General features: G+C 72.3%; 12 protein-coding genes. 8 read left to right on the top strand and 4 right to left on the bottom strand.

All coding sequences use genetic code 11. The annotated features are described in order from the left end of the window. The 5 genes from E1200_RS21440 to E1200_RS21420 form a co-directional block, all read left to right on the top strand. Positions 1-690, top strand: a 690-nt coding sequence (locus tag E1200_RS21440) for an STM4014 family protein (RefSeq protein ID WP_207933473.1), incomplete at its 5' end; no start/stop codon positions are given. Beyond that, complete coding sequence (locus E1200_RS21435; RefSeq protein ID WP_131953844.1) at positions 687-1,478, top strand: STM4013/SEN3800 family hydrolase; 792 nt, start codon at positions 687-689, stop codon at positions 1,476-1,478. The genes E1200_RS21440 and E1200_RS21435, both read left to right, overlap by 4 nt. Beyond that, complete coding sequence (locus tag E1200_RS21430) at positions 1,442-2,758, top strand: STM4012 family radical SAM protein (RefSeq protein WP_131953841.1); 1,317 nt, start codon at positions 1,442-1,444, stop codon at positions 2,756-2,758. The genes E1200_RS21435 and E1200_RS21430 overlap by 37 nt, the downstream gene beginning before the upstream one ends. Next, positions 2,758-3,612: an STM4011 family radical SAM protein gene (locus E1200_RS21425; protein WP_131953840.1), complete on the top strand. Its 855-nt coding sequence runs from the start codon at positions 2,758-2,760 to the stop codon at positions 3,610-3,612. The genes E1200_RS21430 and E1200_RS21425 overlap by 1 nt, the downstream gene beginning before the upstream one ends. Before the next feature lie 147 nt (positions 3,613-3,759). Further along, positions 3,760-4,146, top strand: a complete 387-nt coding sequence (locus E1200_RS21420; RefSeq protein ID WP_165950399.1) for an ATP-binding protein — start codon at positions 3,760-3,762, stop codon at positions 4,144-4,146. Positions 4,147-4,189: 43 nt separating this feature from the next. Here the strand turns inward: E1200_RS21420 and E1200_RS21415 are convergent, their stop codons facing one another. Genes E1200_RS21415 through E1200_RS21405 form a run of 3 tightly spaced genes read right to left on the bottom strand, consistent with a single transcriptional unit; the run spans position 4,190 to position 7,079 of the window. Further along, positions 4,190-5,266, bottom strand: a complete 1,077-nt coding sequence (locus tag E1200_RS21415; protein ID WP_131953838.1) for a DUF6745 domain-containing protein — start codon at positions 5,264-5,266, stop codon at positions 4,190-4,192. Between the two features lie 11 nt (positions 5,267-5,277). Continuing rightward, entirely contained in the window at positions 5,278-5,604 is a 327-nt protein-coding gene (locus tag E1200_RS21410) for a hypothetical protein (protein ID WP_131953837.1), read from the bottom strand. 50 nt (positions 5,605-5,654) lie between these two features. After that, positions 5,655-7,079: a threonine/serine exporter family protein gene (locus E1200_RS21405; protein WP_243708737.1), complete on the bottom strand. Its 1,425-nt coding sequence runs from the start codon at positions 7,077-7,079 to the stop codon at positions 5,655-5,657. Positions 7,080-7,229: 150 nt separating this feature from the next. On the opposite strand from E1200_RS21405, the gene E1200_RS21400 reads away from it, so the two are divergent. Both E1200_RS21400 and E1200_RS21395 read left to right on the top strand, forming a co-directional pair. Then, positions 7,230-9,323, top strand: coding sequence for a RecQ family ATP-dependent DNA helicase (locus tag E1200_RS21400; protein WP_131953836.1), 2,094 nt, complete (start codon positions 7,230-7,232; stop codon positions 9,321-9,323). A gap of 569 nt (positions 9,324-9,892) precedes the next feature. Beyond that, entirely contained in the window at positions 9,893-10,918 is a 1,026-nt protein-coding gene (locus E1200_RS21395) for a LysR family transcriptional regulator (RefSeq protein ID WP_207933472.1), read from the top strand. A gap of 317 nt (positions 10,919-11,235) precedes the next feature. On the opposite strand, the gene E1200_RS21390 is transcribed toward E1200_RS21395, so the two are convergent. After that, positions 11,236-12,159, bottom strand: a complete 924-nt coding sequence (locus E1200_RS21390; RefSeq protein WP_131953835.1) for a sugar kinase — start codon at positions 12,157-12,159, stop codon at positions 11,236-11,238. 167 nt (positions 12,160-12,326) lie between these two features. Here E1200_RS21390 and E1200_RS21385 point away from each other — a divergent pair, with 167 nt between their 5' ends. Then, positions 12,327-14,780, top strand: a complete 2,454-nt coding sequence (locus tag E1200_RS21385; RefSeq protein ID WP_131953834.1) for a GNAT family N-acetyltransferase — start codon at positions 12,327-12,329, stop codon at positions 14,778-14,780. The last annotated feature ends 111 nt before the right edge of the window (positions 14,781-14,891 follow it).

The following is a 14,891-nucleotide window of genomic DNA, read 5'->3' as shown; positions in this document are numbered from 1 at the left end:
CCGCCCGCCCTTGCGCCCGTCGACGGCTACGCCGCCCTGCGTGCGCGGATGGCGGAGGCGGGGGAGCGGCGCGTGTTCGTCAAACCGGCGCACGGCTCGTCCGCGTCGGGGGTCGTCGCGCTGGAGACCGCGCCCGGACGGGTGCGCGCCGTCACGTCCGCGGCCTGGACGCGCGGCGGCCTGCGCAACTCGCTGCGCGTCCGCACCTACCGGACGGAGGTGGAGGCCGCCGCCCTCATCGACGCGCTCGCGCCGGACGGGCTGCACGTGGAGCGCTGGCTGCCCAAGGCCGCGATCGGCGGCCGGGCGTTCGACCTGCGCGTCGTCGTCATCGGCGGCGAACCCACGCACGCCGTCGTCCGGACGAGCCGCCACCCGATGACCAACCTGCATCTGGGTGGTGCCAGGGGAGACCTGGGGGCGGTGCAGCGCGCGCTCGGGGGCGACGGCTGGGACCGTGCCCTGGACGTGTGCGCGCGGGCCGCCGCCTGCTTCCCGGGGAGCGTGATGGTCGGCGTCGACCTGCTCGTCGGCACGGGCCTGCGGCGGTTCGAGGTCGGCGAGGTGAACGCGTTCGGTGACCTGCTGCCCGGCCTGACCGGTCTGCCCGGCGGCTCCGCCGAAGGCGTCGACACCTACACTGCGCAGGTCAGGACGGTCCTCGCCGGGAGCGGTGCGTGCACGACATGAACGAGGTCATCGGCAGCCACGACCTGCTGCTGGTGACACTGGACACGCTCCGTTACGACGTCGCCGCCGAACTGGCCGCGGCCGGTGAGACGCCCACTCTCGCGGGCCTCCTCCCCGAGGCCCGGTGGGAGCGGCGCCACACGCCGGGCAGTTTCACCTATGCCGCGCACACCGCGATGCTTGCGGGGTTCCTGCCGACGCCCGCGACCCCTGGGCCGCACCCAAGGCTGTTCGCAGGGGCGTTCCCAGGCAGCGAGACGACCGCGTCTGGCACCTGGACGTTCGACGCCGCCGACCTGCCCTCGGGGCTCGCCGCCGCCGGCTACCACACGGTCTGCGTGGGCGGTGTCGGGTTCTTCAACAAGCTGACGCCGCTCGGATCGGCGCTTCCGTCGCTGTTCGACGAGAGCCACTGGGAGCGCGGGTTCGGCGTGACCGATCCGGAGGCGCTGCCCAACCAGATCGACCGCGTCGCCGAGGTCATGGCACGCCAGCCCAGCGGCCGGCGCTTGTTCCTGCTGCTGAACGTCGCGTCCTTGCACCAGCCCAACTGGTTCTACCTTGACGGTGCCACGTCCTCGGCCGGGGACACACGCGCCAGCCATGCCGCTGCGCTGCGCCATGTCGACGCCCACATCGGCCGGTTGTTCGCGCTGATGCGCCGCCCCTGCTTCGTCATCGTCTGCTCCGACCACGGCACCGCCTACGGGGAGGACGGCCACACCGGGCACCGCATCGGCCACGAGGTCGTCTGGACCGTTCCGTACGGGGAGTTCATTCTGTCGTGACGCCTTACCAGGGGTACGTGTACGCCTATCCGCACAAGACCGCCTACCGTCCGCTGAGCCCGGAGCCCCTGCTGCGGGACGTGTGGGCGGGCGAGCCGCTCGACACACTCTTCCTCTACCTCCACGTCCCCTTCTGCGAGATGCGTTGCGGCTTCTGCAATCTGTTCACGCGCACTGGGGCACCCGAAGAACTGACCGGTGCCTACCTGGACGCGCTCGACCGGCAGGCCACGGCCGTATTGGAAGCCCTCGGCGACGACGCCTCGTTCGCCACTTCGGCGTTCGGCGGAGGCACTCCCACGTACTTCACCGCGTCCGAACTGGAACGGCTCTGCGATGTCGCCGGACGGTTCCCGGGATTCGGCGCGATCCCCTTGGGTGTGGAGACATCACCGGCGACGGCCACCACCGACCGTTTGACGGTGCTCGCCGAACGGGGGACGACCCGAATCTCGATCGGCGTGCAGAGCTTCCTGGACGAGGAGGCACGCGCGGCCGTTCGTCCGCAGAAGCGCGCCGAAGTGGAGGCGGCGCTAGACCGCATCCGTGCGGTGGGCTTCCCGACGCTCAACATCGACCTCATCTACGGCATCGACGGCCAGACCCCCGAGACGTGGATGCACTCCCTCAACGCCGCCCTTGCGTGGCGCCCGGAGGAGATCTACCTCTACCCCCTCTATGTACGCCCGCTCACCGGTCTCGGACGTCGCGCCCAAGACTGGGACGACCAGCGCCTCACCCTCTACCGGATCGGCCGTGACCACCTCCTGGCCGAAGGCTACGAACAGGTGTCGATGCGCATGTTCCGCCTGCCCGGAGAGACGGCCAACGGCACCGAGTACTGCTGCCAGACCGACGGCATGGTCGGCCTAGGCTGCGGTGCCCGCTCCTACACCTCCGCTCTGCACTACTCCTTCGAGTACGCGGTCGGCGCGGGTCAGGTGCGCTCCATCATCGACGCCTATGTGCGTGAGGACGACTTCACCACCGCGCGTGTGGGCCTCCAACTGGACGAGGACGAACGGCTTCGGCGGCACCTCGTCCAATCCCTCCTGCAGGCGACCGGCCTCGACCGGAGCGCCTACCGTGCGCGGTTCGGCACCGACCCACTGGACGACTTTCCCGCCGATCTCAAGTCGTTCGACGACCGTGGATGGCTGGAAGTGACCGACAACGCTCTACGGCTGACTCCCGAAGGGCTCGCCTACTCCGACGCCATCGGCCCCGCCTTGTTTTCGCCTCGCGTCAATGAACTGATGTCCGCCTACGAGGCGCGCTGATGGACCACCTGACGATCCTTTACCGTGGGCCGCTCGCCAGTTGCGACTACGCGTGCCCCTACTGCCCGTTCGCCAAACGCCGCGACACCCCCGACCAGCTACGCGCGGACCGGACGGCCTTGGAACGCTTCACGGGATGGGTGTCCGGCCAGGACCACCCCATCTCCGTACTGTTCACACCTTGGGGCGAAGGGCTCGTCCGCTCCTGGTACAGGCGCGCTCTGACCGAGCTCAGTCACGTCCCCCACGTAGAACGGGTGGCGATCCAGACGAACCTCAGCCACCGCGTGTCATGGACGTCGGAGGCCGACCTCACCCGCCTAGCTCTTTGGGCGACCTACCACCCCGGCGAGGTCCCCTACGAGCGTTTCCTTGGCAAATGCCACGAGCTGACACAGCGCGGCGTGCGGTACAGCGTCGGAATCGTCGGGCAACCCGACCACCTCGACGCGGCCCGGAGCCTGCGCGACGACCTCCCCGCCGGAACGTACCTGTGGGTCAACGCCGCCGAAGGACACACCTACGACGACGCGGAAGCCGCCTCCTGGACGGAGATCGACCCGCTGTTCCCGGTGAGCCGGCACCCGCACCCCAGCCGCGGCCTCGCCTGCCGCACCGGAGAGACCGTCGTGTCCGTGGACGGCGCCGGCACCGTGCGCCGCTGCCACTTCGTCCCGGCCGTCCTGGGCAACCTCTACGACGGCTCGTTCAGGGCCGCGCTCAGGCCCCGCCCGTGCCCCCTCGACACGTGCGATTGCCACATCGGCTATGTCCACCTTGTGCCACTCGGGCTCTACGACACGTTCGCGGGCGGCGTCCTGGAACGCATCCCGGTCCTGCTCGGCCATACGTGACGGTGCGGGTTCCCCCGTCACGCGAACAGACCACGGCATTCGGCATGCGCGCAGTGTGGAAACAGGGTCGGCGGTGAGTCCAGAACCCGTGCGCGACCGTCTCAAAGAGCGCATGCTTGCATCTAGCCGGTGAAGTTAGGCGGTTCCGTGGATCATCGACAGCGCCCCCACTTCGTCCTCGCGCTCGAGCCGGTCGAAGCGGCCGTCCGGGCTGCCCGTGACACGGTGCGCGCTGCCCTGGAGGGCTGGGACCGCCAGGACGTCCACGGAGACCTGGAGCTCATCACCAGCGAACTCGTCACCAACGCGATCCGCCATGCGAACACGGTCACCCTCGTCATCTACCTGCCCGACGACAAGACCGCCATGGTCGAGGTATGGGACGACAACCCGCAGGCCCCGGCCGTCCCCGCCCCCGACCTGCAGGCCGAAGGCGGCCGGGGCCTGATGCTCGTCGGCGCCCTGTCCCGAGCCTGGGGCTGGCGCTCCACAGCCGAGGGAAAGGTCACCTGGGCCCAAACCGTAACCCCCTGACCCGCCACCAGGCCCCGCGCACCGTTACCGGTGTTCAGGCCGGTCAGGTTTGTTTTGCTGGGCGGTAGTCGGACTCGGCCATGCCGAAGGTCCAGGCAACGCCCGCACGGGCTGTGCGGGTGGCCGGGGGGACGCGGAGGTAGTAGGTGCGGTACGTGCCGTCCGGTTCGGGTGTGGAGTTGACCACCTCGACCATGACGACGGGCTCGTCTCCCGGGAGGTCGATCGACCACAGGACGCCGGTCTCGTCGCGGTGCAGGGGGCGCGCGCCGGTCTCCGCCAGGTAGCGGTCGTAGCCGAAGATCTCCAGCATGACCCGGCGCAGCTCGGCGTTCTCCTCGGCGGAGATCCGGTCGGCCGTCAGCCCGCTCAGCGACGCCACGAAATCGGGAGGGATCGGCATGCCGCGCCAGGCATGGAACGCGAACCCGTCGGGGTAGGCGAGGGCCGGGCCGTCGCCGCGGTGCAGCCGGCCGGGCTCGTCCCGGTACAGCTCGCTAGGGCGTTCCGTCAGGATCGCGAGCCGCTCGTACGGCCACCACCAGCCGGCGGAACGGGCCACCTCGGCGAGGCCGGCCAGCGGGCCGTCCAGCCGCCCGAGCGCCTCGAAGAAGGCCAGCCACGGCGCGTCGTGCTGGCCCAGGACCGCGTCGAGCGTGGCGCCGCGCAGCACCGACGTGGCCGCCCGCGCCCGCTCGGAGGGCTCGGCCCGCTCGGCCTCGTCCACGGCGAGGTCGCCGATGGCGTCGCGCACCCGCGTGACCAGTGACTGGACCTGGTCCCACAGCAGGCCGCCCGTCTCGGCCCACACGCGCGACCACTGCTCCGGCCCCAGTTCGGAGCAGGCCGCGGCGCGCTCGGCCTCCCAGGGGCGCGTCCTCACCGCGTGCAGGACACCGGCCCCCGCGTCGCCGCGCCGTGCCAGGAGCGCCGCCGCGACGGCGCCGCGCGCGGGAGACGACATCCACACGTAGCGTTCCGGAGGCTCCAGGCCGGCGGCCGCGTAGGCGGCGGCGACACCGGCCTCGGCCCGCTCGCGGTCGGCGGGACCGGTGCCGAACGCCGCCGCCTGCCAGTCGGCGGTCACGAAATGGGCTTCCCGCGCTGTCGCGGTGCGCATCCGGATCCTCCTCAGTCGGCCACGACGCGGACGGCGCCGGGGATGTACTCGCGCTGGCGGACCACCCGGTACCAGCCCTTGGGCAGCGAGATCGCCGCGTGCTCCTCGTGGACCAGCCGCCCGCCGGACGGCAGGTGCAGGTGGTCCGGCGCGAGCGGGTCGGGGGAGCGCAGCAGCGAACCGGGCGCGGCCAGCGCGTGCGCGTGGCCCGTGGCCTCGCCGAGCGCCAGGACCATGCGGCCCCGGCCGTCCCGCGGGGCGGGCGGAAGGGCGCGCACGGAGCCGGGGACCGCGTCCTCCGGCACGGGCAGGATCAGGATGTCTCCCTGTCGGTACATGCGGCGAACGTAACGTCCGCCACCGACAGAACAGGCGGGACGACCGCCGGCTAGAAACCGCGGGTGCGGCGGGCCGCGGGCCGCGCCCAGCGCCCGGAGGCGCTCAGCCCGACGCTCTGGAAGGCCCGGACGAGCTCGCCGCCGAGGTTGACCCCGGCGCCCAGCGCGAGCGCCACCGAGACCGCGCCGATGAGGCTGAGCACGCCCGTGTCCGGGTGGCCGGTGTTGAGCTCGACCATTCCCCGGTAGAGCGCCGTCCCGGGCAGGAGGGGGCCGATGGCCGGCACGACGAGCGGCATGACCGGCTGCCCCTGCCTGCGGGCGAGCCAGTTGGCGAGCACACCGACGACGGTGGCGGCCATGGCCGCCGCCAGGACGGGAGGCAGCCCCCACCCGCGCGCGAGGACGTACAGGACCCAGATCAGCGCGCCGCCCAGAGCCGCCGCGACCAGCACCTCGCGCGGCGCGGCGAGGGATATCGCGAACGTCAGCGAGATCGCGGCGGCCGCGATGACCCCGAGCGGCTGCAGCGTCGCGGGCGCGGTGGGCAGATGGCTGACGTCGATCGGTGCGCCGAGGCTGACCGCCAGGTACACGACCGCGCCGAGCCCCGCGACGAGGGCCGCGATGATGAAGAAGACCTCCAGCACCCGCGCCCCGGCGCTGACCAGGTCGCCCGTGATGCCGTCCTGAATGCTGGCGACCAGGGGCCGTCCCGGCAGCAGCGCCAGGATCGCGCCCGTGACGATCGCGGCGGCCTGCCCGGGGCTGCCCACGCTCACCACCAGCGCCGCGGCACCCGCGCCGATCGCGGCGGCGACCGCGAGCTGGAAGAACTCCGCGATGCCGCGCCGCGCCAGGATCGCGCCGGTGCGCTCGCCCACCAGGGTCGCGCCGAACGCGGTGGTCGCCACGAGCGGCCCGCCGCCGGCCAGCACACTGCCCGAGGCGCTGATGAGCCCCAGCGACATGACCAGCAGCCAGGCCGGATACGGGGCCCGGCCCCGCTTGATCTCCGCGAGCCTCTGGTGCGCCTCGTCCAGTTCCAACATGCCGATGGACGCGTCCTGGACGAGCTTGTGCAGCGCGGTGAGCCGCCAGTAGGCGGGGGTCCGTCGCCGGATGGCCCGCGTTCCCGTCATCGGCGGCGCGCCCTTTCCAGGGTGGGCCGACACCAGGATGCTGGTCAGCGTGACCTGGACCTCGCAGCCGGGGAGTTCGTAGGCGACCGCCAGGCTGAGCATGGCCTCGTTCACACGCTCGGTGCTCTCACCACTGGCCAGCAGGAGCTCGCCCACGCGCAACACGAGGTCGATCGCCCGCGGGTCGACGACCTCGCCGGGTTCCTCCTCGGGCGGCTCCGGCGGGCTCGCGTCCATCAGGACCTGCCATGTCCGCCGCAGCCGCTGCGCCGCGGGCGACTCCCGCAGCCGCTCCGCTGCGTGCGGCCCCAGCACGCGTTCGGCCGTGCCCATTCCCCCGAGATGTCCTTCCGCCGTGCGAACCGATCTTGGAAGGCAGGCTACCCACGGTCCGGCGGCCGGACTCCCGCGGACCCCCGCGCCCGTTTTCCACAGAACGTGATTCTGGTGCGACTTCTTCCAGGCCACTGGTACCAAGGACGCATGAGCACTCCTGACGGACTCCGGGACGAGGCCGAACGCTGCCTGCGCGCCCTCGCGGGCGACCACGCGCGGCTTCGCGACGACCAGTGGACGGCGATCAGCGCCCTCGTCGTCGAGCGGCGCCGGGCCCTGGTCGTCCAGCGGACGGGCTGGGGCAAGTCCGCGGTGTACTTCGTGGCCACCCGGCTGCTCCGCGAACGCGGCGCGGGCCCCACCGTGATCGTGTCGCCGCTGCTGGCGCTGATGCGCAACCAGATCGAGGCCGCGGTCCGCGCCGGGATCAACGCCCGCACGATCAACTCGTCCAACACGGGCGACTGGGAGCAGGTCTTCGCCGAGGTGGAGGCGGGGGAGGTCGACGTCCTGCTCGTCAGCCCCGAGCGGCTCAACAACCCCGACTTCCGCGACCTCGTCCTGCCGAAGCTCGCCGCCGGCGCCGGGCTGGTCGTCGTCGACGAGGCGCACTGCATCTCCGACTGGGGGCACGACTTCCGTCCCGACTACCGCCGGCTCCGCACCCTGCTGGCCGAGCTGCCGCCCGGCATCCCGGTGCTCGCCACCACCGCGACCGCCAACGCCCGCGTCACCCAGGACGTCGCCGAGCAGCTCGCCGGCGACGACGCCCTCGTCCTGCGCGGCGCGCTCGAACGCGACTCGCTGCACCTCGCCGTCGTCGCCCTGCCCACCGCGGAGCAGCGCATCGCCTGGCTGGGCGAGCACCTCGCCGACCTCCCCGGCTCGGGGATCATCTACACGCTCACCGTCGCCGCCGCCCACGAGATCACCGGCTACCTGCGCGACCGCGGCCACGAGGTCGCCGCCTACTCCGGCCAGACCGAGCAGGCCGAGCGGCTCCAGGCCGAGCAGGACCTCCAGGACAACAAGCTCAAGGCCCTCGTCGCCACCAGCGCCCTCGGCATGGGCTACGACAAGCCCGACCTCGGGTTCATCGTCCACGTGGGCGCCCCGCAGTCCCCGGTCGCCTACTACCAGCAGATCGGGCGCGCGGGCCGCGGCGTCGACCGCGCCGAGGTCATCCTCCTTCCCGGCCGGGAGGACCGCGACATCTGGGCCTACTTCGCCAGCCTCGGCTTCCCGCCCGAACCGCTCGTCCGCGACACCCTCGGCGTCCTGGAGGCCGCCGGGCGCCCCCTGTCCACCGGCGCGCTCGAACCCCAGGTCGACCTCAACCGGGCACGCCTCGAAATGATGCTCAAGGTCCTCGACGTGGACGGCGCGGTCCGCCGCGTCAAGGGCGGCTGGACGTCCACGGGCGAGCCCTGGTCCTACGACCGCGAGCGCTACGAGCGGGTCACCGCCGCGCGCCGCCGCGAGCAGCAGGCCATGCTCGACTACATCTCGACGACCGGCTGCCGGGAGGAGTACCTCCGCCGCCAGCTGGACGACCCTTCCGCCGCCCCCTGCGGCCGCTGCGACAACTGCACGGGCCGCCACTGGCCGGCCGACGTCACCAGCGAGGGCGCCGCCCAGGCCCGCGACCGCCTCCACCGCCCCGGCGTGGACGTGCCGCCCCGCCGCATGTGGCCCACCGGCGTCAAGGACGACCTGGGCGTGTCCGGCCGCATCAAGCCCGAACTCCTGCCCGAAACCGGCCGTGCCCTGGGCCGCCTCACCGACATCGGCTGGGGCAACCGCCTGCGCGAACTGCTCGCCGGCGGCGACACCGACGTCCCCGACGACCTGGTGAACGCCGTCATCAGGGTGCTCGCCGCCTGGGACTGGCCCGCCCGCCCCACCGGCGTCGTCACCGTCGGCTCCCGATCCCGCCCGCGCCTGGTCGGTTCGTTCGGCCACCGCATCGCCGAGATCGGCCGCCTTCCCTACCTGGGCGAGCTGACCCCGCTCGGCGAGCCGGTCCCGCGCCGCCACAACAGCGCCCAGCGCCTCAGCTCCGTCTGGCACTCCCTGGCCGTCCCCACCGACCTGGCCGAAGCCCTATCCGTCAACCCGGGCCCCGTCCTACTCGTGGACGACCGCATGGAAACCGGCTGGACCATGACCGTGGCCACCCGCCTCCTCAAGGAATCCGGTGCCGGCCAGGTCCTCCCGCTGACCCTCGCCATTCCCAACTGAGAGGAGACCACGACGCGACCGGCCGGCGCCGCCGTCCGTCGCCTGGAACTGGCACCGGCCGTCCCACTTGGCGGCCCGAGGAAGCACGGGTGGCGTGCGCAGCCGTACGGGTTGAGCACTCCATCGACGTCGAGGAGCGGCAGGGGGAGTGGTACCGAGTGGTCCCCCCGATTGGCCCCGCGTGCCGGGAGATCGTGCTCCGCCCGCGCGCCCCCGTGGGCGCGGGCGGGACGATCGGGCCGGTCCGTGCGCGCGGCCCCGCGCACGGACCGGCGTCCGGCCCCGGCGCCGCGGCGGAGAAGAGCCGCGGCGAACGGGAGTCGTGGTGGCGGCCCCGGCGGCCGGCACCGCCGGGGCGCGCCCGGGAGCGCCGCCGTCCAAGGGGGACGGATGACGGCGGCGGGAGCGACCTGCCCAAGGGAAAGTGTTCTAGAGGTTAGAAAACCCTGTCCAGTTGATTGCAAGAACATCTTGAGATAAGTTCAGCGGGAAATGTCATCATTTCCCGTTCAGCTGGCCAATCGGCCATTTCGGCGGGGCCGACGGAACAGGTAGTAATGTCGCTGCCCGTGTCACCGACCCATGACGCGATCCTCGAATGCCCGTCCGGGCTGCTGGACATGACGTTCGACCAGTTGCGGACGCTCCTGGTCGTGCACGAGACCGGCAACGCGCTCCGGGCCGCCCGCGTCCTCGGCCGTGAGCAGTCGAGCGTGCAGAAGCAGCTGGACACGCTCAACCGCAACAGCCAGACCCTCTGCGGGGAGGTTCTGACCGTCAGGCAGGGGCGCGGCAAGGACTTCCTGTTCACCCCGACCGGCGAGACCACCGTGGAACTGGCGCGGACGACGTTCGGGAAATGGCTGGAGTCCATTCACTGGAGCCGGCGCCGCCTCGGCAGGATGCTCACCGTCGGCACGACCGAGTTCACGCTCCCGATCGTCTCGCGCGCCTGGAACCGCGTGTCGGAGGAGTTCCGGCAGCGCGAGGTCGAGTTCAAGGTCGCCCACGTCCGCACGAAGGACCTGTGGTCGCGGCTGGAGACCCGCCAGGTCGACCTCATCTGCGGCAGCATCGTCAGCACGCCGGAGGGCGACCTGCGCTTCCGGGAGTACGAGGTCGTCGAGTACGCCCGGGGGCAGGCGCTGCTGCTCACCAACCTGCCGGTGTCCGAACTGCCGGACACGCCGGTCGAGACGAGCCGGCTCGCCGGCGTCCCGCTCGTGGTGCCGCCCGCGGGGCTGGTCGCCGACCTGCTCGCCACCTGGTACGGGCCGAACTTCCGCGAGCGCCTCACCGTCGTCGCCGACATCGACGACGTGCACTACGGCCTGTCCCTGCTGCGCTCCGGCTTCGTCCGCGGCTGCATGATCGTCACCGGCTCGATCGGCCGCGGCATGGCCGCCCAGGACGACCCGGGCACCGTCCCGCTCCGCGCCGTCAAGCTCCGCGACGACATGGAGCCGAAGGCCGAACTCATGACCGGTGCCTTCGTCCGCCGCGCCGACCTCGAACGCTACGACGCGGGCCATCCCCTCAACCGCCTGTGGGCGGCGGTGAAAGAAGACGTCCGTAGCTACACCCCGATCGCTTGACTGTGCCGGGGCGAACTTCACGAAACGCTAGTGACCGGCTGACCGCTTAGCGTGTACTCGCTGGTGTGGTCGATGTGCGGGGCGACGGGTCACTCCGGAAGCTCCGAAACGTCACAACGGACCACGACGGGCCACGACGGACACAGCGTGACGGTCGCCGCCGGGCGGGCGGAGACATGAACCGCCTGTGGGGGAGGGGATGTGAGCCCGCGGCTCGCCGCGGCGATCACCGATGAAGCGGGAAGCCGCAGGAGTGCCGTCCCGGACGGGGCGGCACAGGCCGAATCCCCGGCCCGTGCTTCAGGCCGGGGAGCCCGTCAGTTGATCTGGTTGTCCACCACGTCGAGGGTCGGACGGGCGCCCAGGTGCTTCATGGCCTGGGCGGCGAGGCGGCAGCCGGCGGTGAGGGCGTCGGCGGGCTGCTTGCCGTCCAGCCAGGGCGGGAGGAAGCCCGCGACGAAGGCGTCGCCGGCACCGGTGCCGTCGACGATCTTCTCGATGGGGTCGGCGGCGACCGTGATGGGCTCGGGGCGGCCGTTGGTGTACCAGAGCGCGCCGTCCTCGCCGGTCTTGATGACGACCTGCGGGTACCAGGCGGTCAGGACCTTGGCGGCCTGCCCGGGGTTGTCGCGGCCGGTGAGGATCTCGGCCTCCTTGGCGTTCACGACCAGGAGGCGGGCGCCCTGCGTCCACTCCAGGAAGGGCTCGGCGCCCATCCGCTTGAGCGGGGACGAGGAGCCGCCGTCCACCGAGACCGACATCTGCGCCTTGCGGGCGAGGTCGAGGGTGTGGATGGCCGCTTTCCGAGAGCCCTCGTTGATCAGGGCGTAGCCGGAAAGGTGCAGGTGGGTACCCTGCGTGAACAGGTCTTTGCAGCGCTCGATGTCCTCGGGGAGGAGCGCGCCGTTGGCGCCCGGGTCGGAGAGCATCGTCCGGTCGCCTTTGTGGGTGACCATCACCACACAGGTGCCGGTGGGGCGCTCCCCGTCCATCACGAGGCGGGCGTCGACGCCGTACCCCATGAGTTCCATGTCCCGGTTACGTCCGGCGATGTCCGAACCGCGGCGGCCGACGAACGCGACGTCGATCCCCTCCACGGCGAGCCATGCCGCCACGTTGGCGCCCGAGCCGCCTCCGTGGGTCGTCACGGCAGCAGGCGTGTCGCTCCCCTTTGCCAAGGGGTACGCGGCACGCGCAACGGTGTCTGTCATCAGATCGCCGACCACGACCACGCGCGTCATGGAGTCATCACCTCGATCAACACGGCCCGCGCGAGCGGCATCCAGGGCGTGGGGACGACCGTAACAGCTTCGGGGCCCCGATTAGGTCTCGAACGCGCAGCGAAAGACGGGAAGGACGGTTTTTCGTGGCGCGGGCATCCGGCCGCCCGTGCCTTACCCTCGGGTACGTGACCGAGGGTTATCCGGATCATTGGGAGGCCGACGTCGTCCTGAGCGACGGCGGGACGGCCCACCTGCGTCCCATCCGGCCTGATGACGGCGAGATGCTGCGCGCGTTCCACGGGCGGCTGTCCCCGGAGTCGATCTACTACCGGTTCTTCTCGCCGCGCCCCCACCTGTCGGACCGTGACGTCGAGCACTTCACGACCGTCGACCACGACCTGCGGGCCGCGCTGATCGCCACGATCGGCGAGGAGATGGTGGCGGTCGTCCGCTACGACCGGCTGGCCGACCGCCCGGAGACGGCCGAGGTCGCGTTCCTCGTGGAGGACGCGCACCAGGGCCGCGGGCTCGGACCGGTGCTGCTGGAGCACATCGCGGCGGCGGCGCGGGAGCGGGGCCTGCGCCGGTTCGTGGCCAGCGTCCTGCCCGAGAACCGGCGGATGACGCGGGTGTTCCGGGAGGCGGGGTACCGGGCGGAGCAGCGGTTCGAGGAGGGCGTGATCGAGCTCGTCCTCGACCTGGAGCCCACCGAGACGTCGCTGGAGGTCATGACGGCGCGGGAGCACCGGGCCGAGTCGCGGTCGATCCAGCGGCTGCTGTTCCCGCGGTCGGTGGCGGTGATCGGCGCGAGCCGCGCCGAGCACAGCGTCGGCCAGACCGTGCTGCGCAACCTGCTGGCCGGCGACTTCACCGGGCCGGTGTACCCCGTGCATCCGACGGCGGTGGCCGTGGCGGGGGTGCGGGCCTACGCGTCCGTCCTGGAGATCCCGGACGACGTGGACCTCGCCGTCGTCGCCGTCCGCGCCGACGCCGTCCACGAGGTCGTGCAGCAGTGCGCGAGCAAGGGCGTGCGGGGCCTGATCGTCGTCTCGTCCGGTTTCGGGGAGATCGGCGAGGAGGGGCGGGCCAGGCAGGAGGAGCTGGTCCGGCTGGCGCGGGCCTACGGCATGCGCGTGGTGGGGCCCAACTGCCTCGGCATCGCCAACACCGACCCGGACGTGCGGCTCAACGCGACCCTGGCGCCGACGATGCCGGGACGGGGCCCGGTGGGCTTCTTCTCCCAGTCCGGCGCGCTCGGCATCGCCATCCTGCAGCGGACGGCGGAACGCGGCCTCGGCCTGTCCACGTTCGTCTCCGCCGGCAACCGGGGGGACGTGTCGGGCAACGACCTCCTGCAGTACTGGGAGGAGGACCCGGCGACCAAGGCCGTCCTGCTGTACCTGGAGTCGCTGGGCAACCCCCGCAAGTTCGCGCGGCTGGCTCGCAGGCTGGGGCGGCGCAAGCCGATCGTGGCCGTCAAGAGCGGCCGCAGCACGCAGGGCGTCCCCATCGGGCACGCGGCGCGCGCGCTGACCCTCCCCGACCACGCGGTCAGCGCGCTGTTCGAACAGGCCGGCGTGATCCGCGTGGAGGACATCTCGGAGCTGTTCGACGTGGCGCAGCTCCTGGCCTACCAGCCGCTCCCGGCCGGCGACCGCGTCGCGATCATCGACAACTCGAACTCGCTGGGGCTGCTGGCGCAGGACGAGGCGGTCGCGCTCGGCCTGGACGTCCGGCCCCGGATCGACCTCGGCCCGGAGGCGGACGCCGACGACTACGAGGCGGCCCTCGCCGCGGCGCTGGCCGACGACGGCGTCGACGCGGTGGTGGCGCTGTTCACGCCGCCGACGATCGGCGGGTTCGACGTGCGCGTCCCCGAGAAGATCATCCGGCTCGCCGCGGAGGCGGAGAAGCCGATCGCGGCGACGTACCTCGGCACCGAGGGCATGCCCGCCGACCTGCGCGTGATCGGCCCGGACGGGATGGCCGCGGAGGGCTCGGTGCCGTCCTACCCGTCGCCGGAGGACGCCGTCCGTGCGATGGCCTACGTGATCCGCTACGCGCAGTGGCGCAGGCGGCCCGCCGGGACCGTGCCGAACTTCGAGGACGCCGACCGCGAGCGCGCGCGGGCCCTGGTCGCCGGCTGGCTCGGCGCGGGGGGCGGCGGCCCGGTGGACGTCACGCCGAAGCAGGCGGCGGAGCTGCTGGCCTGCTACGGCATCGAGGTGGCCGCCGGCGGCGGCGCGCACTCGGTGCCGACCCGCGTCGTGATCAGGGAGGACCCCTCGTTCGGCGCGCTGGTCTCCTTCGGCATCGCCGACGAGACCGCCGCCCTGCTGGACGACCGCGCCTACCGGCTCTCGCCGCTCGCGGACGTGGACGCGGCGGAGATGATCCGCGCCATCCGGACGGCCCCGCTCCTGCTCGGCCACCGCGGCGCGAAGCGGGTGAACCTGAAGGCCCTGGAGGAGCTGCTGCTGCGCGCGTCCCGGCTCGGCTACGACCTGCCCGAGGTGGCGCGCCTGGAGCTCAATCCGGTGATGGCGGACGCGTCCGGCGTCACCGTGCGCGACGTGACGCTGACCCTGGACCGGCCGCTCGGCCCCCGTCCCGAACTCCAGCCGCGCCGCCTGACGTAACGCGCCGCCTGGACGCGCGCCGCCTAACCGACCGTCACGCCCGCCACCCGGACGCGTGCCGTCTGGACGGCCGTCACGCGGACGTCGCGGGCGGGCCGGGTGGTCCCGGCG

This window comes from Actinomadura sp. GC306, from assembly GCF_004348665.1.
Classification (GTDB): domain Bacteria; phylum Actinomycetota; class Actinomycetes; order Streptosporangiales; family Streptosporangiaceae; genus Spirillospora.
Note: the sequence above shows the minus strand (reverse complement) of the source record. Positions and strands in the feature narration are given on the sequence as shown.